Below are 22,767 nucleotides of genomic sequence, written 5' to 3'. Positions count from 1 at the left end.
AGGTGGAGGACCGCGGGCTCGGCATGGGCAAGGACACGCTGGCCGAGGCCAACCGGCGCATCGCGCAGTCCGAGGCCCTCGATCTGTTCGACAGCGACCGGCTGGGCCTGTTCGTCGTCAGCCGCCTCGCCGCCCGGCACGACGTCAAGGTGCACCTGCAGACGTCCCCCTACGGCGGCACCACGGCCGTGGTCCTGCTGCCCACCGCGCTGCTGCACGGCGGCGCGGCGCAGCGAGCCCCGCTGCGGACCGCCGACCACGACCGGACCGCCGACCACGACCGGCCCGCCGCGCGCGAGTACGCGCGCGTGAGCGGCGTCGCCCCACACCCGCAGCCGGACATCTCCCGCCCGCACGCGATCACCCCGCAGCAGGAGCCGGCCGCCCCGCCGGACAGGCCCGCCCTGACCGTGTCCGCGCCGCCCGTCACCGAGACCACCGGCGAATCCCCGCCCCCGGGAGTGACCACCTTGCGCCTGCACCGCCCACGGGACGAATCCGAGCAGACCGGCGGCTCCGACGACCTCCCGCGCCGGGTGCGGCAGGCGAGCCTCGCGCCCCAGCTGCGCGAACGACCGCGCCAGGACCCGGCGGGAGCGGACGGTCCGGCCGAGGACGACCGGCGCACCCCCGAACTCGTCCGGGACCGCATGGCCGCCTACCGCGCCGGATGGACGCGCGGCGGCGGCAGACAACCCGGCCGCCCGGCCGGCCCCGCACAGGGCGGCGAGAGCAGCGAAGGAGACCCCGCATGATCCAGGACCCGACCACGGCGAGCGCCCGGCACTCCGGCGAACTCGACTGGCTGCTGGACGATCTGGTGATGCGCGCCGGTGAGGTGCGGCACGCCGTGGTGCTGTCCAACGACGGCCTGGCCGTCGGCGCCTCCAGCGGCCTCAGCCGCGAGGACGCCGAACATCTGGCCGCGGTGTCCTCCGGCTTCCACAGCCTCGCCAAGGGCGCCGGCCGGCACTTCGGCGCCGGCGGCGTACGCCAGACGATGGTGGAGATGGACGACGGCTTCCTGTTCGTGGCCGCCGCGGGAGACGGCTCCTGCCTCGCCGTCCTCACCGCCGCGACCGCCGACATCGGCCTCGTCGCCTACGAGATGGCACGACTGGTCAAACGCGTCGGCGAGCACCTCTACACACCGCCGCGCGCCACCGCCCAGCCCCCGGCCGCCGGCTGAGACCGGAAAGCGACCGGCGCCCATGAACGACGACAGGCACGGCGAGCCGGGCGAGCCGGGCGGCCAGTGGTACGACAACGAGGCCGGACCACTGGTGCGGCCGTACGCCATGACCGGCGGCCGCACCCGGCCCGGCCCGACCGGGGTGCGGTTCGACCTGATCGCTCTCGTCACCCTGGACCCCGCCGCCCCCACCTGGGCCGACGCCCCGCTCGGCCCGGAGCACCACGCCCTGATCGACCTGTGCCGCATCGAGACGCAGTCCGTCGCCGAACTCGCCGCGGGCGCGGACCTGCCCGTCGGCGTGGTCCGGGTCCTCCTCGGCGACCTGCTGGAACTCGGCTGCGTCACCGTCCACCGCCCCGTGCCGCCCGCGCAACTGCCCGACGAACGGATTCTGCGCGAGGTCATCGAAGGGCTGCGCGCGCTGTAGCCGACACCGCACCACCCCACCCGCACGTCGACCGTTGCCGGTCCGTCCGAGAGAAGTGATCGATGGTCTCCGAACACCCCGATGCCGGCGGCGAGTCCGCCCTGGCGCTGAAGATCCTGGTCGCCGGCGGATTCGGCGTGGGCAAGACCACCCTGGTCGGCGCGGTCAGCGAGATCAAACCGCTGCGCACCGAGGAACTGCTCAGCCAGGCCGGTCAGTCGGTCGACGACACCGACGGCGTGGACCAGAAGGTGACGACGACCGTCGCCATGGACTTCGGACGCATCACCATCCGGTCGGGCCTGTCGCTGTACCTGTTCGGCACCCCGGGCCAGGACCGGTTCTGGTTCCTGTGGGACGAGCTGTCCCAGGGCGCCCTCGGCGCCGTGGTCCTCGCGGACACCCGGCGGCTGGAGGACTGCTTCCCGGCCGTGGACTACTTCGAGCACCGTGGCATCCCGTTCGTGGTGGCCGTCAACTGCTTCGCCGGCGCACGGACCTACGGCGTCCCCGACGTGGAGCGCGCCCTCGACCTGGACCGGGGCACCCCCGTGGTGCTCTGCGACGCCCGGGAGCGCGACTCCGGCAAGGACGTGCTGATCCGGCTCGTCGAATACGCGGGGCGGATGCACACGGCCCGGCTGCTCGATTCCGTGGGCTGAGCGGAACCGGTGGCCGGGCCCGGCTCAGCCGGCGATGGCCCTCTGCGCCAGCACCTTGTCGATGCCGACCCGCACGAGGAGCTCCCCCGGCACCCCGTTGCGGGCGCCGAACTCCGCGGCGCGGTCCTCGCCCATGTACCGGGCGGCGATCCGGGTGGCCCAGGCCCGCACCTCGTCGAGATCCTCCGACAGCCGGGCCCGGCCCTGCAGCACCACGAAGTCGAACGGCGGCCGGTCGTCGTCCACGCACAGCGCCACCCGGCCGTCCCGGGTCAGATTGCGCCCCTTCACGGTTTCCCTGCCGGTGTTGAACACCACGTCGTCCCCGTCCAGCACGAACCAGATCGGCGCCACGTGCGGGCTGCCGTCCGCCCGGACGGTGGCCAGTTTTCCGGTGCGGGTGCCGTGGGAGACAAACGCCCGCCACTCCTCGTCGGTCATCTTGTGTGCCATGACCCCATCCTGCTTGCCGGGCGGCCGGTCGTGGGGAAGGCTGGCGGGCAGATCCCCCGGCCAGGGGGAGTCATCGCACGGGGAGACGGGAACATGGCGCACAACCAGGGACTTGACTGGCTGCTGGACGATCTGACCGAACGCGTGGACCATGTGCGGCACGCCCTGGTGCTTTCCAACGACGGGCTGGTCACGGGGGCGAGCACCGGGCTGAGGCGGGAGGACGCGGAGCACCTGGCCGCCGTCTCCTCGGGACTGCACAGCCTGGCCAAGGGGTCGGGACGCCACTTCGGCGCGGGCGGGGTGCGCCAGACGATGATCGAGTTCGACGACGCGGTGCTGTTCGTCACCGCCGCGGGCAGCGGCAGCTGCCTGTGCGTGCTCAGCGGCGCGGAGGCCGACTTCGGCCAGATCGCCTACGAAATGACCCTGCTCGTCAACCGGGTCGGCGAACATCTCGACGTCGATGCCAGGCAACCCGAGCGAAAGCCCGCCACAGAGTTCTGACCTGCGAGTTCGTCAGACCCCGTGGAGTTATCCACAGGCTCGCCGGAACGTCGGTCCCAGTGGCTACGGTTTTTTCACGGCGAGCGCACCGGGCGCGAGCCACCGACTCCACGGGGGAGACGACCATGGCCGGCACCACCCTGACCACAGCAGACGGGCAGACTCTGACCATGAGCCGGGCCGCTCGCGAACTGGGCCTCAAGCGCGCCGAGTTCGACCTGGCGGTGCACCTCGGCCGCATCCGCACCCTGCCCGACGAAGGCGGCGGGGGCCGCCGGGTCCCGGCCGGGGAGATCGAGCGGCTGCGCGGCCAGGAGGGCTTTCCCGAGGCCCTCACCGAGGCGGTACGGACGGTCGGCACCACTCAGGGCGCGGCCCTCATGGACATCCCGGTCAACCGGTTCACGCGCCTGGCACGGGCCGGCCGGCTGGTGCCCGTGCGCTTCCACCTCAACCGCTACCGGGCCGTCGTCTGGCACTACCTCGCCGACGAACTGAGCCAGTTCGCGGCCGCGGAGGACAACGCCCCGCTGCTGACTGGGCGCACCCTGCCCCCGGACCTGCTCGCCCGGCTCAAGGAGGGCGTCGACCTGCGTCCCCGCAACTGGCGGGGCCGGTATGCGGGCTTCCTGCGGCGCCAGGCCGGCGATCACCCCTGGCAGCGGGCCGGCGCGGTGGCCGCCCTGCTCGACCCCGTGCAGATCGCGCAGGTCGTCCCGGACCCCGGCGAGCGGGCCCAGCTGTACCGCTTCCGTCCCGGCCCGCCCGTCCACGGCACACCGGGTTCCCCCGCCATGCTGCTGGCGGAGCGCCTCATGACCGCGGACGACCCCCACGAGATCCGCTGGCTGCGGTTCGACCTCACCGTGGCCATGCAGGAGGCCCGCGGCCTCGCGCCGTTGCCCGGCCCCGCAGCGGCGCCACCGGCCGCACGGGACGCGGAGCCACGGGACGCGGAGCCACAGGACGCCGAGCCCGCGCCCACGCCGGAAGCGCCCCGTGAGCGAGGCCTGTGGAGCCGGCTGCTGCGCAGGGGGCAGTGAGCTACAGCGCGCGGAACAGACCTTCCTGCACGACCGACACCAGCAGTCGGCCCCGCACGTCGTAGATCCGGCCGCGGGCGAGCCCCCGCCCGCCGGTCGCGATCGGCGACTCCTGGTCGTACAGGAACCACTCGTCCGCCCGGAACGGCCGGTGGAACCACATGGCGTGGTCCAGTGACGCCATGTCGAAGTTCCGCGGGCCCCACAGCGGCTCGACCGGCAGGCGCACGGCGTCCAGCAGCGTCATGTCGCTGGCGTAGGTCAGCGCACAGGTGTGCACCAGCGGATCGTCGCCCAGCGGGCCGACCGCGCGCATCCACACCGCGCTGCGCGGTTCGGCGTCCTTGACCTCCTGCTCGGTCCAGCGCAGGCGGTCCACGTACCGGATGTCGAAGGGCTGGCGGCGCGCGAAGCGCTCCCACTGCTCGGGCAGCTCGCCCAGATGCTCCCGGATCTCCTCGGCCACGGTCGGCAGGGACTCCGGAGCGGGGACCTCACGGGCCGGCGGCAGCTGGTGCTCGAAGGGCCCTTCCTCAGGCTTGTGAAAGGAGGCGGTGAGATTGAAGATCGTGCGGCCCTGCTGCACGGCGGTGACCCGGCGCGTCGTGAACGACCGCCCGTCCCGGACCCGTTCGACCTGGTACACGATCGGCACGCCCGGCCGGCCCGGGCGCAGGAAGTACGCGTGCAGCGAGTGCACCGGGCGGTCGCCGTCCGTGGTGCGGCCCGCGGCGACCAGCGCCTGGCCGGCCACCTGGCCGCCGAAGACCCGCTGCAGGGACTCGTCGGGGCTGCGGCCGCGGAAGATGTTGACCTCGATCTGCTCCAGGTCGAGCAGGTCGACCAGTCGCTCGGCAGGGTTCGTCATCGGTGGCGTTCTCCTGTGGTCACAGCTGGCCGACGGAGGTGACGCGGACCACGGCCCGGCCCTCTGCGTCGGAGGCGGCCAGGTCGATCTCGGCGCTGATGCCCCAGTCGTGGTCGCCGTTCGGGTCGTCGAAGATCTGCCGGACGCGCCACAGCCCGTGCTCCGGCTCCTCGTTGATGACGAGCAGCTTGGGGCCGCGGGCGTCGGGGCCCGTGCCGAGGTCCTCGTACTCGTCCCAGTACTTGTCCATCGCCTCGCCCCAGGCGTCGGCGTCCCAGCCGGACTCCGCGTCCATCTCGCCGAGTTCCTCCACCTGGTCCAGCGCGGCCAGTTCCACCCGGCGGAACATGGCGTTGCGCACCAGCACCCGGAAGGCGCGCGCGTTGGTGGTGACCGGCTTGACCTCGTCCGCCTTCTCCTGGGCCTCCTCGGCGGTCATCTCCTCCGGGTTGGCGAGCTGCTCCCACTCGTCCAGCAGGCTGGAGTCGACCTGGCGCACCATCTCGCCGAGCCACTCGATCAGGTCTTCGAGGTCCTCGGACTTCAGGTCGTCCGGGATGTTGTGGTCGAGGGCCTTGTAGGCGCCGGCGAGGTAGCGCAGCACGATGCCCTCGGTGCGGGCCAGCTCGTAGAAGGAGACCAGCTCCGTGAAGGACAGCGCCCGCTCGTACATGTCCCGGACGACGGACTTCGGCGACAGCGGATGGTCGCCGACCCACGGGTGGCTCTTGCGGTAGGTGTTGTACGCGTGGGAGAGCAGCTCCTCCAGCGGCTTGGGGTAGCCGATGTCCTGGAGGCGCTCCATGCGCTCCTCGTACTCGACGCCGTCCGCTTTCATGGCGGCCACCGCCTCGCCGCGGGCCTTGTTCTGCTGGGCGGCGAGGATCTGGCGCGGATCGTCCAGGGTGGACTCCACGACCGACACCATGTCCAGCGCGTACGACGGCGACTCGGGGTCGAGGAGTTCGAAGGCGGCCAGCGCGAACGTGGACAGCGGCTGGTTGAGCGCGAAGTCCTGCTGCAGGTCCACGGTGAGGCGCACGATGCGGCCCTCGGCGTCCGGGGTGTCCAGCTTCTCGACGATGCCGCCGTCCAGCAGCGAGCGATAGATCGCGATGGCCCGGCGGATGTGCCGCAGCTGCTGCCTGCGGGGCTCGTGGTTGTCCTCCAGCAGCCGGCGCATCGCCTCGAAGGCGTTGCCGGGCCGGGCGATCACCGACAGCAGCATGGTGTGCGTGACCCGGAAGCGGGAGGTCAGCGGCTCGGGCTCGGACGCGATGAGCTTTTCGAAGGTGTTCTCCGTCCAGCCGACGAATCCCTCCGGAGCCTTCTTGCGCACGACCTTGCGGCGCTTCTTCGGGTCGTCGCCCGCCTTGGCGAGCGCCTTCTCGTTCTCGATGACGTGCTCGGGTGCCTGCGCGACGACGAAGCCCGCGGTGTCGAACCCGGCCCGCCCGGCACGGCCGGCGATCTGGTGGAACTCACGGGCGCGCAGCGTGCGCACCCGGTTGCCGTCGTACTTGGTGAGCGCGGTGAACAGCACCGTCCGGATGGGCACGTTGACGCCGACGCCGAGGGTGTCGGTGCCGCAGATGACCTTCAGCAGACCGGCCTGCGCGAGCTTCTCCACCAGACGCCGGTACTTGGGCAGCATGCCGGCGTGGTGCACGCCGATGCCGTGCCGCACGTAACGGGAGAGGTTGCGGCCGAACTTGGTGGTGAAGCGGAAGTTGCCGATCAGCTCGGCGATCTTGTCCTTCTCCTCGCGCGTGCACATGTTGATGCTCATCAGCGCCTGCGCCCGCTCCACCGCCTGCGCCTGCGTGAAGTGCACGATGTAGACGGGCGCCTGCTTGGTCTCCAGCAGGTCGGTGAGCGTCTCCGTCAGCGGGGTGAAGCGGTACTCGTAGGACAGCGGGACCGGACGGGTCGCGGAGCGGACCACCGCGGTCGGGCGGCCGGTGCGGCGCGTGAGGTCCTTCTCGAAGAAGGAGACGTCACCCAGGGTGGCCGACATCAGGACGAACTGGGCCTGTGGCAGCTCCAGCAGCGGGATCTGCCAGGCCCAGCCGCGGTCCGGCTCCGCGTAGAAGTGGAACTCGTCCATGACGACCTGGCCGATGTCGGCGTCCTTGCCGTCGCGCAGCGCGATGGAGGCGAGCACCTCGGCCGTGCAGCAGATGACGGGGGCGTCGGCGTTGACCGAGGCGTCGCCGGTGAGCATGCCGACGTTCTCCGTGCCGAACAGCTTGCACAGCTCGAAGAACTTCTCCGACACCAGCGCCTTGATCGGAGCGGTGTAGAAGGTGACCTCGTCACGGGCCAGCGCCGCGAAGTGCGCACCGGCGGCGATCATGCTCTTGCCGGAGCCGGTGGGCGTCGACACGATCACGTTCGCACCGGAGACCGCCTCGATCAGCGCTTCCTCCTGGTGGGGGTAGAGCGTGAGACCGCGCTCCTGGGCCCAGGACTCGAAGGCGTCGTACAGGGCGTCGGGGTCGGCGGTCGGCGGCAGCTGATCGATGAGGGTCACGCCCCCATCTTGCCTGGCCCGGTGCCCGATGCGGGAATCGGATGTCCCGGCGAAGATCACGACCGCTACGCTGTGTCGCCGACGGAGCGTCATCGCGCCCGGTCAACCGCGCGGCGCGACACGAGGAATGGGGCGGGCAACGGCCATGATGGGACCAGCACACTCACTGTCGGGCGCCGCCGCCTGGCTCGGCGTCGGCGCGGCGGCGGCCGCGGCCGGGCATCCGATGCCCTGGCCGGTGGTGCTGGCGGGTGCCCTGATCTGTGCCGGTGCCGCGCTCGCTCCGGACCTGGACCACAAGGCGGCCACGATCTCCCGGGCCTTCGGCCCCCTCTCACGCTGGCTGTGCGAGATCGTCGACAAGCTCTCCTACGCCGTCTACAAGGCGACCCGCAAGCAGGGCGACGCGCGCCGCTCGGGCGGCCACCGCACGCTCACCCACACCTGGCTGTGGGCGGTCCTGATCGGCGCGGGCACCTCGGCGCTGGCGATCACGGGCGGCCGCTGGGCGGTGCTGGCCATCCTCTTCGTGCACATGGTGCTGGCGATCGAGGGGCTGCTGTGGCGGGCGGCGCGCGGTTCCAGCAGCGATGTACTGGTGTGGCTGCTGGCCGCGGCCAGCGCCTGGATCCTCGCCGGGTGGCTGGACAAGCCGGGCAACGGCTCGGACTGGCTGTTCACGGCGCCGGGCCAGGAGTACCTGTGGCTGGGGCTGCCGATCGTGCTCGGGGCGCTGGTGCACGACATCGGCGACGCGCTGACCGTGTCCGGCTGCCCGATCCTGTGGCCGATCCCGGTCGGCCGCAAGCGCTGGTACCCGATCGGGCCGCCGAAGGCGATGCGCTTCCGGGCCGGCAGCTGGGTCGAGCTGAAGGTGCTCATGCCGGCGTTCATGCTGCTCGGGGGAGTGGGCGGGGCGGCAGCGCTCAACTTCATCTGAGCGGCGCCGCCCAACGCGGTGAGCGGCGTGGCCGTTCCCTACGACGCCTCGCCGCCGTAGCGCCGCTCGAAGCGGGCGATGCGGCCCTCGGTGTCCACGGTGCGGGCCTTGCCGGTGTAGAAGGGGTGGCTCTCGGAGGAGATCTCCACGTCCACCACGGGGTAGCTCTGTCCGTCGTCCCACTCGATGGTCTCGTCGCTGGTCGCGGTGGACCGGGTCAGGAAGGCGTAGCCGGCGGCGCGGTCGCGGAAGACGACCGGGTGGTAGTCGGGGTGCTTGTCCTGCTGCATGGCGGCTCCTCTTGGGGGGCATGCGGGGGCGGGGACCGGGAAGGGCAAGGTGGGGCGGCGCGGGGTTCAGCCGGAGAAGGACTCCTCGTCGACGATGTGCATGGCGGCCTCCTCGGCGGACGCCGCGGCGCCGTCGATGCCGACGTCCGAGGCGATCAGAGCGGCCTCCTCGTCCTCGTGCGCGCCCTCGTCGGGGGCGACGAGCCGGCCGGAGCGGACGGCACCGACCTCGTTGTCCAGCAGCTCGCCGTCGGTTCCCTCGCTGTCGCCGATGCCGTCGCCGTCGGGCACGGGCGGATCGGGCAGCTCCTCCGCAAGACGCTGGTCGAGGGTCTCGCCCGCATGCCGCTCCGCGGCCGTCACGCCCGTGTGTTCCACCGCCCAGGGCCGCTCCGGAGGGGACCAGCCGCGGTCCAGCGGATCGTCGACCCCGTCGTACTCCAGAGTGTCCTCGGAGTCGAGCACGCCCGTGTCCTCCCGCTGGTCGGACGCATCGGGCTGGTAGACGTCGTCTCCCCAACCATCGGCGGTGTTCACGGGTACCTCCAGGGGGTGAGGACGGGCCCGTTGCCACGGCGGCCGGTGACAGCCCGTCGTGGTGCGGGGCACAGGCCGCGCACGACACGAGCCGGACGGTCCCCGGACCCTTCCCGAGCCGGTGCCGCTTCCAGCGTTCCACCCCCGATCGGCACCGCGCAACGGCAGACGCCTCGGCGTCGGGCCGTGCGGGCGATCCCGGCCGCCCACGGACCGGGGGCCCGCCCCGCCGCACGGCACCACCGCCGGGACCGTCCCGCCCGCCCTTGGACCGCAGACCACCCCCGTCCGACGATCACGGCCCACCCCCGTCCCTCAGCCGTGCCACGACCGCCACAGTGCCGCGTACGCTCCGTCGGCTGCGACCAGCGTGTCGTGGCTGCCCAGTTCGCTGATCCGGCCGTTCTCCACGACGGCGATGACATCGGCGTCGTGCGCGGTGTGCAGCCGGTGGGCGATGGCGACCACGGTGCGTCCGTCCAGCACCCGGGCCAGGGAGCGCTCCAGATGCCGGGCCGCGCGCGGGTCGAGCAGGGAGGTGGCCTCGTCCAGGACCAGCGTGTGCGGGTCGGCCAGCACCAGCCGGGCCAGCGCGATCTGCTGGGCCTGCGCCGGGGTGAGCGCGAACCCGCCGGAACCGACCTCGGTGTCCAGCCCGTCCGCCAGGGCGCCGGCCCAGCCGTCGGCGTCGACCGCGCCCAGGGCGGACCACAGCTCGGCGTCCTCGGCGTCGGTGCGCGCGAGCAGCAGGTTGTCGCGCAGCGAGCCGACGAACACATGGTGCTCCTGGTTGACCAGGGCCACATGGGAGCGGACCTGCTCGGCGGGCATCCGGGACAGCTCCGCGTCGCCGAGGGTGATCCGGCCCGAGCGGGGTCCGTAGATGCCGGCCAGCAGCCGGCCCAGCGTGGACTTGCCCGCGCCCGAGGGGCCGACCAGGGCCAGCCGGGTGCCCGGCGCCACCCGCAGCGACACCTCGCGCAGCACGTCCACGCCGTCCAGGTAGCCGAAGTGGACCTTGTCGGCGTGCACGTCACGGCCGTCCGGAGCCAGCGAGGGGTCGCCGGCGTCCGGCTCGATGTCGCGGACGCCGACCAGCCGGGCCAGCGACACCTGGGCGACCTGCAGCTCGTCGTACCAGCGCAGGATCAGGTTCACCGGATCCACGAGCATCTGCGCGATCAGCGCGGCCGTCGTCAGCCGGCCGACGCTGATCCAGCCCTGGAGCACGAACACGCCGCCGATCATCAGCACCGAGCCCAGCACGGTGACGTGCACGGCGTTGATCACCGGGAACAGGATCGAGCGCAGCCAGAGTGTGTACCGTTCCCACGCCGTCCACTGGGAGATCCGCCGTTCCGACAGCGCGGTGCGGCGCTCGCCCAGCCGGTGCGCCTCGATGGTGTGCCCGGCGTCCACCGTCTCCGCCAGGGCAGCGGCCACGGAGGCGTAGCCGGCGGCCTCGGAACGGTAGGCGGACGGCGCCCGGCGGAAGTACCAGCGGCAGCCGGCGATCAGCAGCGGCAGCGCCAGCAGCACGGCGGGCGCCAGCGGCGGCGCGGTGACGACCAGGCCGCCGAGCAGCAGTACCGTCCACATCACGCCGATCGCCAGCTGGGGCACGGCCTCGCGCATGGCGTTGGCCAGCCGGTCGATGTCGGTGGTGATCCGGGAGAGCAGGTCGCCGGTGCCGGCGCGTTCCAGCACGCCGGGCGGCAGGGCGACCGAGCGGACGAGGAAGTCCTCGCGCAGGTCGGCCAGCATCCGCTCGCCCAGCACCGCCCCGCGCAGCCGAACCTGCCGGACGAAGACGGCCTGCACGGCGAGGGCGAGGACGAACAGGGCGGCGGTGCGGGTCAGAGGCAGGTCCGCCGTCTGCTGGGAGACCCGCTCGACGAGGTCGCCCAGCAGCCATGGGCCCACCATGGAGGCGACGACCGCGACCGTGTTGACCGCGATGAGCAGCCAGAAGGCGCGGCGGTGCCGGCGGAACAGCTCGGCCACGTAGGCGCGGACGGTGGCGGGGGCGCCGACGGGCAGGGTGGTCGCCGTCGTCGGGGCCGCCGGGTCGTACGCCGGTGGCGCCACGCCGATCATGCGGTCTCCTCGATCTCTCGCAGTTCTTCCAGCACACCCAGGTCGTCTTCGAGCGCGGTGCCGAGGGCGCTGAGCGTGTCGGTCTCGTCGTCGGTCTCCCGGGTCACCACCGCCCGGTACCGGGGCTCGGAGTGCACCAGCTCCCGGTGCGCCCCGACCGCGGCCACCCGCCCCTCGTGCACCAGGACGACCTGGTCGGCGCGGTCCAGCAGCAGCGGCGAGGAGGTGAACACCACGGTGGTGCGCCCCTCCCGCAGCCTGCGCAACCCCTCGGCGATCCGCGCCTCGGTGTGCGAGTCGACGGCCGAGGTCGGCTCGTCCAGGACGAGCACCTCCGGGTCCGTGACCAGCGAGCGGGCGAGCGCGAGGCGCTGGCGCTGGCCGCCGGACAGGGAGCGGCCCCGTTCGGTGATGCGGGCGTCCATCGGATCCTCGGCACCGACCGAGCCCTGCACCAGCGCCTGCAGCACGTCCTCGCACTGGGCGGCCGCGAGAGCGGCCCGTGCCTCGACGGCACCGGAGGCGGGCACGTCGAGCAGCTCGCGCAGGGTGCCCGAGAGCAGCACCGGGTCCTTGTCCTGGACGAGGACGGCCGTTCGGGCGGCGGACAGCGGCAGCTCGTCCAGCGGGACGCCGCCCAGCCGTACCGACGGACCCCCCTCGGTGGCGTGCCCGCCGAGCCGTTCCGCGAGCCGTCCGGCCGCGTCCGGGCCGCCGCACACCACAGCGGTGAGCCGCCCCGCGGGAGCGAGCAGCCCGGTCGCGGGGTCGTGCAGGTCACCGGAGGGCAGGCCGCCCACGGACACGGCACCCGAAGGCAGGTCACCCACGGACACCGCCCCCGAGGCCAGGTCACCGGTGGACACCGCACCCGAGCGCAGGTCACCGGACGACGGCTCCTGTCCGCGCGCACCGCCCGGACCGGCGGCCCGTTCGAGGGAGAGCACCCGGGCGGCCCGTTTCGCCGACGGCTTGGAGAAGGAGTACGCCATGGCGATCTCCTCGAAGTGCCGCAGCGGATAGGCCAGCACCATGACCGAGCTGTAGACGGTGACCAGTTCACCGACGGTGATGCGGCCCTGGCGAGCGAGGTGGACGCCGTACACGACGACGCCGATCAGCAGCAGGCCGGGCAGCAGCACCTGGAGGGCCGCGATCAGCGACCACATGCGGGCGCTGCGCACCGCGGCCCGCCGGACCTCCTGCGAGGCGCGGCGGTAGCGGCGCAGGAACAGCTCCTCGCCGCCGATGCCGCGCAGCACCCGCAGCCCGGCGACGGTGTCCGAGGCCAGCTCGGTGGCGCGGCCGGCCTTCTCCCGCTGCTCGTCCGCGCGCCGCGTGGCGGCCGGCAGCAGCGGCAGCACGGCCAGCGCGAGCACCGGCAGGCCGACGGCGACGACCACACCGAGGGCGGGCTGGTAGACGACCAGGCCGACGCAGACCGCCGCGACGGTGAACGCCGCCGCGCTGAACCGGGACACGGCCTCCACGAACCAGCCGATCTTCTCCACGTCCCCGGTGGACACGGCGACCACCTCACCGGCCGCGACCCGGCGGGTGAGCGCCGACCCCAGCTCGGCGGCCTTGCGGGCGAGTAGCTGCTGCACCCGGGCGGCAGCGGTGATCCAGTTGGTGACCGCGGCCCGGTGCAGGAAGGTGTCGCCGAGCGCGGTGGCGGCACCGCACAGGGCGAGCACCCCGCCGGCGAGCGCGAGCCGCGCTCCGGAACGGTCGACGACGGCCTGCACGGCGAACCCGACGCAGAAGGGCAGCGCGGAGACGGCCACGAAGTGCACCAGCCCCCAGGCGAAGGCCTTCAGCTGACCGCCCAGCTGGTTGCGGCCGAGCCACCACAGGAAGCGGGGCCCCGAGCGTGCGTCGGGCACGCCCGGGTGGGAATACGGAAGGTCTTGGATCTGCATGACGTCCCAGTGGCTCGTGTCAGAGGGCAGGGGAGAAGGGGTATCGGGCGGGCCGGCAAGCGGCTGCAAACCGTGACAGGTTGACGCCGCAGCGTGGTCCGAATCAAACGGTTTTCCGCGCGGGCGAGCACCCCCGGCCGATCCGCCCGCCGAACGGCGGTGCCATCATGGACCGATGCGAGACAGCGGCATCGGCGGGATACGGCGTGCGTCGGCCGTGACCGCGGCGGTCTGCGCCCTGGCACTGGGAACGCTGACCGCGTGCGGTGGCGGAACCGGCGGCCACGCGGGGGAGACCGGCGCACCGGCGGCCCGGCCCAGCACCGATCCGACCCGTATCCCCGGGATCGGCGACCGTCTGCAGCGCCGAGTCCCGCCGGGTTCCCGCCAGGTGGTGGCGGTCTACGGCGACGGGAAGGACGCGCCGGGCGCCACGGTCGTCCTGTACGACCGGCGCGGTGCGGGCTGGCACCGGGTGGCCGCCTGGCCGGCGCACAACGGCAAGAAGGGCTGGACCCTCGACCACCACGAGGGGGACAACCGCACGCCGGTGGGCGTGTTCACGCTGAGCGACGCCGGCGGGGTGCTCCCTGATCCGGGCGCGAAGCTGCCGTACACCCGCTCGGCGTCCTTCGCCGCCCCGCACACCTGGGGCAAGAGCGCCTGGCACGACTTCGACTACGTCATTGCCATCGACTACAACCGGGTCAGGGGCACCTCGCCCAACGACCCCACCCGGCCGCAGGGGCAGAAGAAGGGCGGCAGCATCTGGCTGCACATGGACCACGGCAGCGGCACCTCGGCGTGCGTGACCCTGTCCCGGGCGGCCATGGAGTACCTGCTGCGCACGATCGACCCGGACAGTCACCCGGTGGTGGTGATGGGGGACAGGGCCGACCTGCTCGCCTAGGGCCGTGCGGGTCGGGGACAGCGAGGCGCAAACCCCTCACAGCGGCCGAGGCCCCATTGCGAGGCGGGCCCGCACCCCGTAGAAAGACCGGCCATGAGAAGCCGGATCATCATGTCCATGCTCGCAGGGGCGACCCTCCTCGCGAGCACCCTCCTCGGAGCGGCCGCGCCGGCCGGTGCCGCGCAGACCACCGACGCGCCCGCGGAGTTCGGCACCGATTGGCACGACCCCCTCACCGCCGCCCCGCCGGTCACCCGTCCGCACTCCCGGAGCTGCCAGGTCACCCTCGCCGAGGCGCAGTTCCGCGACTTCACGCCGTACCGCGGCACGTACACCCCGCCCGCCGGCTGCGGTGAGGGCTGGAGCAAGGTCGTGCTGCGGCTCGACGGCAAGGTGAAGGGCCGGCAGTTCGACCGGCTCGGGTATCTGCACGTCGGCGGCGTGGAGATACTGCGCACCTCGACCCCGGAGCCGTCGCCGGACGGGATCACCTGGTCGGTGGAGAAGGACGTCACGCGCTACAGCGACACCTTCCGCAGCGCGCGGGACGTGGAGATGCTCATCGGGAACGTCGTCAACGACACGTACACCGGCGTCATCGACGTCAAGGTCACCCTCACCTTCTACACCGGCGCTCCAGCCGCACGCGCCCCCGACCGGGTCCTGACCCTCACCGACGGCACCACCCTCACCACTCCGCGCAACAGCGAGCGTGTCCTCGCCGAGGTGTACGCCACCGGCTCGGGCGGTGGCTGTGAGGAGTTCTGGTACCTGACGGTGCCGGACGCGGCGCCGTACTCGTGCAAGGCGAGCGGCGGGCCGTACCGCGAGGTGCAGATCTCCGTCGACGGCCGACTGGCCGGAATCGCCGCGCCGTTCCCGACGGTGTGGACGGGTGGCTGGTCCAACCCGTTTCTCTGGTACGTCGTCCCGGCTCCCCGCGCCTTCGACGTCCAGCCGATCACGTACGACCTCACACCGTTCGCCGGTCTGCTGAACGACGGCCGTCCGCACCGCGTCGAGGTGTCCGTCGCCGGTGTGCCCGAGGGGCAGGCCGGCTGGAGCACGCCGGTGAACGTCCTCGTCTGGCAGGACGCCGGGAAGGCGCAGGTCACTGGGAAACTCACCGTGCACCGGGTGGGTGACCTCGCCAACTCCTCGGTGTACACGCCCGGTTCCGAGCACCGGGTGGACACCCGGGGCGGTCACCGCCTCACGGTCGCCGGATACCTGGACACCTCGCACGGCCGGGTGACGACCACGATCGACCGCACCCTCGCGAACACCTCCACGCACCGCTGGAACGACGGAGAGACCGTGGACGGCCTGGACGCGGCCTGGACGGACGACGAGAGGGCGACCGTGGACGCACTCGGGCCGGCGCACAGCACGCACACCCGCCGGACCTACACGATGGACGGCACCATCACGATCGGCGCGGACGACCGGCTGCGGACCGTCCTCACGCTCGGGGACCGGGCCGCGGTCGACGAGCTGCGCGGTGAGCGACGGGTGGCGTGGTCCCGGCTCGACGACACCTACACCGGTGACGCCGCGTTCACGCTGAACGTGCCGCGCGACCAGCGGCACGCGGTCGGGACGAGCCGTGAGCGCTACCGGCTGTACGGCTCGGACGGCTGCTACGACAAGACCCTCATGACCCGTCAGGGGGTGCTCGTGGAGGACGGCGACGGCTGCTGAGCCGGGGTCCGCTCGTCAGCAGTGCTCCGCCGGCCCTCCGTCGATCAGCGTGTCCAGCAGGTCCCCGAAGGTGGCCCGCTGTTCCTTCGTCAGCGGAGCCAGGATCTCCTCTGCCGCCGAGCGGCGGGCCGTGTGGAGTTCGGAGAGTGTCGCACGGCCCGCGTCCGTCAGTTCGATACGGGTCACCCGGCGATTGACGGGATCCGGCACCCGGCGCACCCTGCCGCTGCTCTCCAGGGCGTCCACCAGCGTCGTCACCGCGCGGGGCACGACCTCCAGCCGTTCGGCGAGGTCGGCCATGCGCGGGGGCGCGCTGTAGTGCGCGAGGGTGCGCAGCAGGCGGGACTGCGCCGGGGTGATCCCCAGGTCACGCGTGTGCAGATGGCGCTTCTGGATGCGGTGCACCCGGCGGGTGAGCCGCAGCAACTGCTCGGCGAGCAGACCGTCGGGGTCGGGGGTGGTCATGCGGGAACAATATCAGGACGTAGTTCATTGTGAGTCTAGGTAACAATGAGCTATGGTCCCTTTCGGTCGGCGCCGCACGCCGCGCCGGCCCGCCCGCACACACTCCGTAGGAGCCCATGCATCCCGACAACGCTCCCACCTGGACCCCGCCCGCCGACGCGGCGCAGCAGCCCCGGCAGGTCCGCCGCATCCTGCGGCTCTTCCGCCCCTACCGCGCCCGGCTCGCCGTCGTCGGTCTGCTCGTCGGCGCCTCCTCGCTGGTCTCGGTCGCAACGCCGTTCCTGCTGAAGGAGACCCTGGACGTCGCCATCCCCCAGGGGCGCACCGGCCTGCTCAGCCTGCTCGCTCTCGGCATGATCCTCAGTGCCGTCCTCACCAGTGTCTTCGGCGTGCTGCAGACCCTGATCTCCACCACCGTCGGCCAGCGCGTCATGCACGACCTGCGCACCGCGGTCTACGGCCGCCTCCAGCGCATGTCGCTCGCCTTCTTCACCCGCACCCGCACCGGCGAGGTGCAGTCCCGCATCGCCAACGACATCGGCGGCATGCAGGCGACCGTCACCTCCACGGCCACCTCGCTGGTCTCCAACTTCACCAGCGTCGTCGCCACCGTCGTCGCGATGATCGCCCTCGACTGGCGGCTCACCGTCGTCTCGCTGCTCCTGCTGCCGGTGTTCGTGTGGATCAGCCGCCGCGTGGGCAAGGAGCGACGGAAGATCACCACGCAGCGCCAGAAGCAGATGGCCGCCATGGCCGCCACGGTCACCGAGTCCCTGTCGGTCAGCGGCATCCTGCTCGGCCGCACCATGGGCCGCTCCGACTCGCTGACGGCCTCCTTCGCCGAGGAGTCCGAGGCCCTCGTGGGGCTTGAGGTGCGGTCCAACATGGCCGGGCGCTGGCGGATGGCCGTCATCACCATCGTCATGGCCGCGATGCCGGCCGTCATCTACTGGACCGCCGGCCTGGCCCTCCAGATGGGCGGCCCGGACGTCTCCATCGGCACCATCGTCGCCTTCGTCTCCCTCCAGCAGGGGCTGTTCCGGCCGACCGTCAGCCTGCTGTCCACGGGCGTGCAGATCCAGACCTCCCTCGCGCTCTTCCAGCGCATCTTCGAGTACCTGGACCTGCCCATCGACATCACCGAGCGCGCCGACCCCGTCCGCCTCGACCAGATCAAGGGCGAGGTCCGCTTCGAGAACGTCACCTTCCGGTACGGCGGCGAGCACGACGAGGCCCGCCCGGTGCTCGACGGCGTCGACCTCACCGTCCCGGCCGGCGGCAGCCTCGCCGTCGTCGGACCGACCGGCGCCGGCAAGTCCACCCTCGGCTACCTGGTGCCGCGCCTGTACGACGTGACCGGCGGCCGGGTCACCCTCGACGGAATCGACGTGCGCGACCTCGACTTCGACACCCTCGCCCGCGCGGTCGGTGTCGTCTCGCAGGAGACGTACCTCTTCCACGCCTCCGTCGCCGACAACCTGCGCTTCGCCAAGCCGGACGCCACCGACGAGGAGCTGCACGCCGCCGCGCGGGCGGCCCAGATCCACGACCACATCGTGTCCCTGCCCGACGGCTACGACACGGTCGTCGGCGAGCGCGGCCACCGCTTCTCGGGCGGCGAGAAGCAGCGCCTGGCCATCGCCCGCACCATCCTGCGCGACCCGCCGGTGCTCATCCTCGACGAGGCGACCAGCGCCCTGGACACCCGTACCGAGGCCGCCGTGCAGCAGGCGATCGACGCCCTGTCGGCCGACCGCACCACGCTCACGATCGCCCACCGGCTCTCCACCGTCCGCGGCGCCGACCAGATCGTGGTGCTCGACGCGGGCCGGGTCGCCGAGCGCGGCACGCACGACGAACTGCTGGCGCTGGACGGACGGTACGCGGGCCTGGTCCGCCGGGACGCCCGACTGGAGCCGACAAGCCCGCGATCGGGAGAGTGATGCCGGGTTTGTAACCAAATGCCGGATACCGTGCCCGCATGGACAGGAACACACCGCCACGCAGGCCGAGGAGCGGGAGCGGCAACCGGAGCACGAGGTTCCCGAGCGGGGCCCGGTCCAGGGCGGGACACGGGAGCGGCACGATCCGGCTGACCCGCCGCGGCCGTGCCGTCCTCATCGCGGCCGGAGCCTTCGTGGCCGCCACCGCCGTGGCCGTGCCGCTGCTGGTCCTGGGCGGCGAGCGGGCCGGCCAGAGCGCGACCTTGGTCGTCCCGGAGGGCTGGCGTGCCGCCCAGGTCTACGCCGCCGTCGACAAGGCACTCGCCCTGCCACCGGGCAGCACCAGGAAGTCCCTGGCCAAGGCCCAGCTGAGGCTGCCGAGCGACGCGGGCGGCAACCCGGAGGGCTACCTCTTCCCGGCGACGTACCCGCTGCCCGACAAGGGCCGGGCGACGCCGGAGCAGCTGCTCGCGACGATGGTCGACACCGCGAACCGCACGTTCGCCGCCACGCCCGTCGCCGCCGGCGCCCAGCGCAACGCGCTCAACGTCTACCAGGCGGTCACCATCGCCAGCATCGTGCAGGCCGAGGCCGCCACCAAGGCGGACATGGGCAAGGTGGCCCGGGTCGTCTTCAACCGGCTGGAGCGGGGCATGCCGCTGCAGATGGACTCCACCATCAACTACGCGCTGGGACGCTCCACGCTGCGCACCACCACCGCCGACACCCGTGTGCAGAGCCCCTACAACTCCTATGAACGCATGGGTCTGCCGCCCACCCCGATCGACAACCCGGGCGAGGACGCGCTGCACGCCGCGATCAACCCGACCCCGGGCGACTGGCTGTACTTCGTCACGGTCAAGCCCGGCGACACCCGCTTCACCGCCGACTACGCCGAACACGAGCGCAACGTGGCCGAGTTCAACCGCAACCAGCACAGCGGCCGGTGAGCCGGCGGGGCGTCAGGCCGCCAGCGGCTCCGCGTCCCGTTCCCGCAACAGCCGCCTGATGTCCCGTACGGCCGCACGCCCGGCCCGGTTCGCGCCGATCGTGCTGGCCGACGGGCCGTAGCCGACGAGGTGGACGCGCGGATCGGCGACCGCGCGCGTGCCCTCGACGCGGATGCCGCCGCCCGGCTCACGCAGCCGCAGCGGTGCCAGATGGTCGATGACCGGCCGGAATCCGGTCGCCCAAAGGATCACGTCCGCCTCGACGCGCCGCCCGTCGTTCCACTCCACACCGTCGGGCGTGATCCGGTCGAACATGGGCCGGCGGTCCAGGACGCCGTCCGCGAGACCCTGCCGTATCGCGTCGTTCAGCGGCAGACCGGTGACCGACACGACACTGCGCGGCGGCAGACCCTGCCGCACCCGCTCCTCCACCAGCGCGACCGCCGCGCGGCCCGCGTCCTCGTCGAAGGGGCCCTCGCGGAAGACCGGAGGCCGGCGGGTGACCCAGGTGGTGGCCGCCGCGAAGGGGGCCAGCTCCAGCAGATGCTGGGTGCCGGAGGCGCCCCCGCCGACCACGACGACCCGCCGCCTGGCGAACCACTCGGGCCCCGGGTACCGCGCCGTGTGCAGCTGGTGCCCGCGGAAGGTGTCCTGGCCGGGGTAGCGCGGCCAGAACGGCCGGTCCCAGGTGCCGGTGGCGTTGATCAGCGCCCGCGTCGACCACACGCCCTCGGAGGTCTCGACGAGCAGCCGCCCGCCGGTGCCCTCCCGCACCGCGTGCACGTCGACGGGCCGCCGCACCCGCAGATCGAACGCGCGCTCGTACGCCGCGAAGTACTCGGCGATGACCTGCGACGACGGCCGCCGCGGGTCCGCGCCGGTCAGTTCCATACCCGGCAGCGCGTGCATCCCGTGCACCTTGCCGTACGTCAGCGACGGCCACCGGAACTGCCACGCGCCGCCCGGGCCGGGGGAGTGGTCCAGCACCACGAAGTCTCGCTCGGGGGCGAATCCGGTGCGGGACAGGTGGTAGGCGCCGGACAGACCCGCCTGACCGGCGCCCACGACGACGACCTCGACCTCGCGCAGTTCGTTCACGTTTCTACTAACGCCCGCGCGGCCGTGGATCTTCCCTCCGGGGCCTCACCGCCCGCTCGCGACGAGCAGCGGCGCACCGCCGGACACCGCCTCACCGGCCAGCAGCCCCCGCGCGGCCAGCTCGGGGATCACGCCCTCCCCGAACCAGTACGCCTCCTCCAGGTGCGGATAACCGGAGAGCACGAAATGCTCGACACCCAGCGCGTGGTACTCCTCGATCCGGTCCGCGACCTCGGCGTGGCTGCCGACCAGCGCGGTCCCCGCCCCGCCCCGGACCAGTCCGACGCCCGCCCACAGATTGGGATGGATCTCCAGCTTGTCCCGAGAGCCGCCGTGCAGGGCCAGCATCCGCTGCTGCCCGACCGACTCGCTGCGCCCGAGCGCGGCCTGCGCCGCGGCGACGGTGTCCGCGTCGAGGTCGTCCAGCAGCCGGTTCGCACTCGCCCAGGCCTCCGCGGCGGAGTCACGGGAGATGGTGTGCAGCCGCACCCCGAACCGGACCGTGCGCTCCTCCCGCTCGGCGAGGGAGCGGATCCAGTCGATCTTCTCCTTCACCTGTGCGGGCGGTTCGCCCCACGTCAGGTAGACATCCGCGTGACGCGCCGCGACCGGCCCGGCGGCCGGTGACGACCCGCCGAAGAACAGCTGCGGCACCGGGTCCGGCGGCAGCGCGGTCAGCCCGCCCTCGATCTGGTAGTGCTCGCCGTCGAAGTCGTACGGCGCACCGCGCCACACGCCGCGCACCACCGACAGGAACTCGTCGGTGCGGGCGTAGCGCCTGTCGTGGTCCAGCCGGTCGCCGAAGCGGCGCTGTTCGGCCGAGTCGCCGCCGGTGACCACGTTGAGCAGCAGCCGCCCGCCCGTCAGCCGCTGATAGGTCGACGCCATCTGCGCGGCCAGCGTCGGCGACAGCAGCCCCGGCCGGAACGCCACCAGGAACTTCAGCCGCTCGGTGTGCTGCGCGAGCGCCACGGTGGTCAGCCAGGCGTCCTCGCACCAGGTGCCGGTCGGCGTCAGCACCGCCTCGAAGCCCAGGCGCTCGGCCGCCTTGGCGATCTGCGCGAGGTAGTCCAGGTCGGGTGCGCGCACCCCGCTTACCTTGCGGGCGGTCCCGGGGCCGTAGGCGTGCCGGTCCACGAGGGTCCGGCCGTCCCCGCCCGTGGGCAGGAACCAGTGCAGTCGGACCGTCATCTCAGGACTCCTTCGAGGGCCGGGGCGCCGTCGTCGACGCCGGCAGGGTGCCGTTGAACCGGGTGTCGGTGAAGTCGCCGAAGTCCACCTTGCGCGGGATCAGTTTCAGCTCGGCGAACGTGTCCGCGATCTGCTGCTCGGAAGCGATCAGCGGCTGGTCGACGGCGACCGGGACCCGGGTGCCGTAGGTGCGCTTCACGGCGGCCAGTGCCACCTCGTAGGGCAGCCCGGTGTCCTTCGCCCACACCCTGGCCCACTCCTCCGGGTGCGTGTACACCCAGTCCTGGGCACGCCGCAGCCGCTGGAGGAAGTCCTGGACGGCGGCGGCCTTCTTCGGGTCCTTCAGGGCCGAGGGCGCGGCCACCTGGAAGGTGAGTCCGTTGGTGACGCCGTCCCCGGTCGTCAGCACCCGCCCCCGCTTGCCCTGCAGCACCTGCGAGGAGTACGGGTCCCACACCGCCCACGCGTCGACCTTGCCGGAGGTGAACGCGGCCAGCGCGTCGGCCGGCTGGAGGTACTTGACCTTCACGTCGCCGAGCGTGAGTCCGGCCTTCCGCAGGGACGCGACCAGCTGGTAGTGCGCGGAGGAGCCCTGCGCCACGGCGACGGAGTGCCCCTTGAGCTGCCGCGGGCTGCTCAGCTTCGAGTCGTTCGGTACGAGGATGGTGTCGCCCTTGGACGTGCCGTGCCAGGCCGCCACCACCGTGATCTTCGAGCCGGCGCCGGCCGCGAAGACCGGCGGGGTGTTGCCGACGCCGCCGATGTCGACGGCGCGGGCGTTGACGGCCTCCAGCAGCGGTGGGCCGGAGGTGAAGGTGGACCACTTGATCTTGTAGTCCAGGTCCTTGAGTTCGCCGGCGGCGCGCAGGACGGCCTCGGAACCGCCCTTCTGGTCACCGACGTTCAGGGTGAGGGAGCCCTTGCCGTCGGTGCCGCCACCGCCCGTCCGCGCGGCGGAGGAGCCGCCGCAGGCGGAGACCAGGAGAGCGAGGGGGAGGAGCAGGGCGGCGGGGACGAGACGTCGTCGCATCAGGG

The 22,767-nt window shown here is 72.6% G+C and carries 21 protein-coding genes and 1 pseudogene; 11 read left to right on the top strand and 11 right to left on the bottom strand.

The window, feature by feature from the left end; translation table 11 throughout:
• The 4 genes and pseudogenes from C3489_RS23830 to C3489_RS23815 form a co-directional block, all read left to right on the top strand.
• Positions 1-755 (top strand): annotated as a pseudogene (locus C3489_RS23830) (ATPase); the annotation flags it as partial.
• Entirely contained in the window at positions 752-1,189 is a 438-nt protein-coding gene (locus tag C3489_RS23825) for a roadblock/LC7 domain-containing protein (RefSeq protein ID WP_103784085.1), read from the top strand. The pseudogene C3489_RS23830 and the gene C3489_RS23825, both read left to right, overlap by 4 nt.
• Positions 1,190-1,211: 22 nt before the next feature.
• Complete coding sequence (locus C3489_RS23820; RefSeq protein ID WP_103784084.1) at positions 1,212-1,622, top strand: DUF742 domain-containing protein; 411 nt, start codon at positions 1,212-1,214, stop codon at positions 1,620-1,622.
• A 62-nt stretch (positions 1,623-1,684) separates the two neighbouring features.
• Positions 1,685-2,284 (top strand): ATP/GTP-binding protein, encoded by a 600-nt coding sequence (locus C3489_RS23815; protein WP_103784083.1) that lies wholly within the window; start codon positions 1,685-1,687, stop codon positions 2,282-2,284.
• Between the two features lie 24 nt (positions 2,285-2,308).
• Here the strand turns inward: C3489_RS23815 and C3489_RS23810 are convergent, their stop codons facing one another.
• On the bottom strand, positions 2,309-2,737 hold the full coding sequence (locus tag C3489_RS23810) for a PPOX class F420-dependent oxidoreductase (RefSeq protein ID WP_103784082.1): 429 nt from the start codon (positions 2,735-2,737) through the stop codon (positions 2,309-2,311).
• Between the two features lie 93 nt (positions 2,738-2,830).
• Between C3489_RS23810 and C3489_RS23805 the strand changes: the two genes are divergently transcribed.
• On the top strand, positions 2,831-3,244 hold the full coding sequence (locus tag C3489_RS23805; protein WP_103784081.1) for a roadblock/LC7 domain-containing protein: 414 nt from the start codon (positions 2,831-2,833) through the stop codon (positions 3,242-3,244).
• A gap of 125 nt (positions 3,245-3,369) precedes the next feature.
• Entirely contained in the window at positions 3,370-4,287 is a 918-nt protein-coding gene (locus tag C3489_RS23800; RefSeq protein ID WP_103784080.1) for a DUF6397 family protein, read from the top strand.
• 1 nt (position 4,288) lies between these two features.
• Here the strand turns inward: C3489_RS23800 and C3489_RS23795 are convergent, their stop codons facing one another.
• Entirely contained in the window at positions 4,289-5,155 is an 867-nt protein-coding gene (locus C3489_RS23795; RefSeq protein ID WP_103784079.1) for an acyl-CoA thioesterase II, read from the bottom strand.
• A gap of 19 nt (positions 5,156-5,174) precedes the next feature.
• Positions 5,175-7,688: an RNA helicase gene (locus C3489_RS23790; RefSeq protein WP_181139815.1), complete on the bottom strand. Its 2,514-nt coding sequence runs from the start codon at positions 7,686-7,688 to the stop codon at positions 5,175-5,177.
• Between the two features lie 145 nt (positions 7,689-7,833).
• Here C3489_RS23790 and C3489_RS23785 point away from each other — a divergent pair, with 145 nt between their 5' ends.
• The gene (locus tag C3489_RS23785; RefSeq protein WP_103784077.1) at positions 7,834-8,628 is read left to right on the top strand and encodes a metal-dependent hydrolase; all 795 of its coding nucleotides are present in this window, start codon (positions 7,834-7,836) and stop codon (positions 8,626-8,628) included.
• Positions 8,629-8,666: 38 nt separating this feature from the next.
• Here the strand turns inward: C3489_RS23785 and C3489_RS23780 are convergent, their stop codons facing one another.
• The 4 genes from C3489_RS23780 to C3489_RS23765 all read right to left on the bottom strand — a co-directional run bounded on the left by C3489_RS23780 (position 8,667) and on the right by C3489_RS23765 (position 13,474).
• On the bottom strand, positions 8,667-8,918 hold the full coding sequence (locus C3489_RS23780; protein ID WP_103784076.1) for a type B 50S ribosomal protein L31: 252 nt from the start codon (positions 8,916-8,918) through the stop codon (positions 8,667-8,669).
• Positions 8,919-8,984: 66 nt separating this feature from the next.
• Positions 8,985-9,455: a DUF5709 domain-containing protein gene (locus C3489_RS23775; protein WP_103784075.1), complete on the bottom strand. Its 471-nt coding sequence runs from the start codon at positions 9,453-9,455 to the stop codon at positions 8,985-8,987.
• A gap of 315 nt (positions 9,456-9,770) precedes the next feature.
• Positions 9,771-11,552 (bottom strand): ABC transporter ATP-binding protein, encoded by a 1,782-nt coding sequence (locus C3489_RS23770; RefSeq protein ID WP_103784074.1) that lies wholly within the window; start codon positions 11,550-11,552, stop codon positions 9,771-9,773.
• The gene (locus C3489_RS23765) at positions 11,549-13,474 is read right to left on the bottom strand and encodes an ABC transporter ATP-binding protein (protein WP_103784073.1); all 1,926 of its coding nucleotides are present in this window, start codon (positions 13,472-13,474) and stop codon (positions 11,549-11,551) included. The genes C3489_RS23770 and C3489_RS23765 overlap by 4 nt, the downstream gene beginning before the upstream one ends.
• 175 nt (positions 13,475-13,649) lie before the next feature.
• Between C3489_RS23765 and C3489_RS23760 the strand changes: the two genes are divergently transcribed.
• Both C3489_RS23760 and C3489_RS23755 read left to right on the top strand, forming a co-directional pair.
• Positions 13,650-14,384 carry a L,D-transpeptidase family protein gene (locus C3489_RS23760; protein WP_103784072.1) on the top strand — a complete coding sequence of 245 codons (735 nt, stop codon included), beginning with the start codon at positions 13,650-13,652 and terminating at the stop codon, positions 14,382-14,384.
• A 93-nt stretch (positions 14,385-14,477) separates the two neighbouring features.
• A complete protein-coding gene (locus C3489_RS23755) occupies positions 14,478-16,085 on the top strand; it encodes a peptide-N4-asparagine amidase (protein ID WP_181139814.1) in 1,608 nt (535 codons plus the stop codon).
• A 15-nt stretch (positions 16,086-16,100) separates the two neighbouring features.
• Here C3489_RS23755 and C3489_RS23750 read toward each other — a convergent pair whose 3' ends face one another.
• Positions 16,101-16,550, bottom strand: coding sequence for a MarR family winged helix-turn-helix transcriptional regulator (locus C3489_RS23750; protein WP_103784070.1), 450 nt, complete (start codon positions 16,548-16,550; stop codon positions 16,101-16,103).
• 116 nt (positions 16,551-16,666) lie between these two features.
• On the opposite strand from C3489_RS23750, the gene C3489_RS23745 reads away from it, so the two are divergent.
• Both C3489_RS23745 and mltG read left to right on the top strand, forming a co-directional pair.
• Positions 16,667-18,493, top strand: coding sequence for an ABC transporter ATP-binding protein (locus C3489_RS23745; RefSeq protein ID WP_103784069.1), 1,827 nt, complete (start codon positions 16,667-16,669; stop codon positions 18,491-18,493).
• Between the two features lie 38 nt (positions 18,494-18,531).
• Positions 18,532-19,443 (top strand): endolytic transglycosylase MltG, encoded by a 912-nt coding sequence (gene mltG, locus C3489_RS23740; protein ID WP_103784068.1) that lies wholly within the window; start codon positions 18,532-18,534, stop codon positions 19,441-19,443.
• 12 nt (positions 19,444-19,455) lie between these two features.
• Here the strand turns inward: mltG and C3489_RS23735 are convergent, their stop codons facing one another.
• The 3 genes from C3489_RS23735 to C3489_RS23725 are packed head-to-tail and all read right to left on the bottom strand — an operon-like array spanning position 19,456 to position 22,762.
• Entirely contained in the window at positions 19,456-20,541 is a 1,086-nt protein-coding gene (locus C3489_RS23735) for an NAD(P)-binding domain-containing protein (RefSeq protein ID WP_103784067.1), read from the bottom strand.
• A gap of 45 nt (positions 20,542-20,586) precedes the next feature.
• Positions 20,587-21,732, bottom strand: a complete 1,146-nt coding sequence (locus C3489_RS23730; RefSeq protein WP_103784066.1) for an LLM class flavin-dependent oxidoreductase — start codon at positions 21,730-21,732, stop codon at positions 20,587-20,589.
• A gap of 1 nt (position 21,733) precedes the next feature.
• Positions 21,734-22,762 (bottom strand): ABC transporter substrate-binding protein, encoded by a 1,029-nt coding sequence (locus tag C3489_RS23725; protein ID WP_103784065.1) that lies wholly within the window; start codon positions 22,760-22,762, stop codon positions 21,734-21,736.
• Positions 22,763-22,767: the final 5 nt, after the last annotated feature.

Origin of the sequence: Streptomyces sp. Ru71 (assembly GCF_002920535.1) — a bacterium.
Classification (GTDB): Bacteria; Actinomycetota; Actinomycetes; order Streptomycetales; family Streptomycetaceae; genus Streptomyces.
This window is presented reverse-complemented; position numbering and strand designations above follow the sequence as displayed.

Excerpts from the sequence above, each read along its gene's own strand:
- C3489_RS23825 (WP_103784085.1), top strand. The coding sequence starts at position 752 with ATGATCCAGGACCCGACCACGGCGAGCGCCCGGCACTCCGGCGAACTC.
- C3489_RS23820 (WP_103784084.1), top strand. The coding sequence starts at position 1,212 with ATGAACGACGACAGGCACGGCGAGCCGGGCGAGCCGGGCGGCCAGTGG.
- C3489_RS23815 (WP_103784083.1), top strand. The coding sequence starts at position 1,685 with ATGGTCTCCGAACACCCCGATGCCGGCGGCGAGTCCGCCCTGGCGCTG.
- C3489_RS23810 (WP_103784082.1), bottom strand. The coding sequence starts at position 2,737 with ATGGCACACAAGATGACCGACGAGGAGTGGCGGGCGTTTGTCTCCCAC.
- C3489_RS23805 (WP_103784081.1), top strand. The coding sequence starts at position 2,831 with ATGGCGCACAACCAGGGACTTGACTGGCTGCTGGACGATCTGACCGAA.
- C3489_RS23800 (WP_103784080.1), top strand. The coding sequence starts at position 3,370 with ATGGCCGGCACCACCCTGACCACAGCAGACGGGCAGACTCTGACCATG.
- C3489_RS23795 (WP_103784079.1), bottom strand. The coding sequence starts at position 5,155 with ATGACGAACCCTGCCGAGCGACTGGTCGACCTGCTCGACCTGGAGCAG.
- C3489_RS23785 (WP_103784077.1), top strand. The coding sequence starts at position 7,834 with ATGATGGGACCAGCACACTCACTGTCGGGCGCCGCCGCCTGGCTCGGC.
- C3489_RS23780 (WP_103784076.1), bottom strand. The coding sequence starts at position 8,918 with ATGCAGCAGGACAAGCACCCCGACTACCACCCGGTCGTCTTCCGCGAC.
- C3489_RS23770 (WP_103784074.1), bottom strand. The coding sequence starts at position 11,552 with ATGATCGGCGTGGCGCCACCGGCGTACGACCCGGCGGCCCCGACGACG.
- C3489_RS23765 (WP_103784073.1), bottom strand. The coding sequence starts at position 13,474 with ATGCAGATCCAAGACCTTCCGTATTCCCACCCGGGCGTGCCCGACGCA.
- C3489_RS23760 (WP_103784072.1), top strand. The coding sequence starts at position 13,650 with ATGCGAGACAGCGGCATCGGCGGGATACGGCGTGCGTCGGCCGTGACC.
- C3489_RS23755 (WP_181139814.1), top strand. The coding sequence starts at position 14,478 with ATGAGAAGCCGGATCATCATGTCCATGCTCGCAGGGGCGACCCTCCTC.
- C3489_RS23750 (WP_103784070.1), bottom strand. The coding sequence starts at position 16,550 with ATGACCACCCCCGACCCCGACGGTCTGCTCGCCGAGCAGTTGCTGCGG.
- C3489_RS23745 (WP_103784069.1), top strand. The coding sequence starts at position 16,667 with ATGCATCCCGACAACGCTCCCACCTGGACCCCGCCCGCCGACGCGGCG.
- mltG (WP_103784068.1), top strand. The coding sequence starts at position 18,532 with ATGGACAGGAACACACCGCCACGCAGGCCGAGGAGCGGGAGCGGCAAC.
- C3489_RS23730 (WP_103784066.1), bottom strand. The coding sequence starts at position 21,732 with ATGACGGTCCGACTGCACTGGTTCCTGCCCACGGGCGGGGACGGCCGG.
- C3489_RS23725 (WP_103784065.1), bottom strand. The coding sequence starts at position 22,762 with ATGCGACGACGTCTCGTCCCCGCCGCCCTGCTCCTCCCCCTCGCTCTC.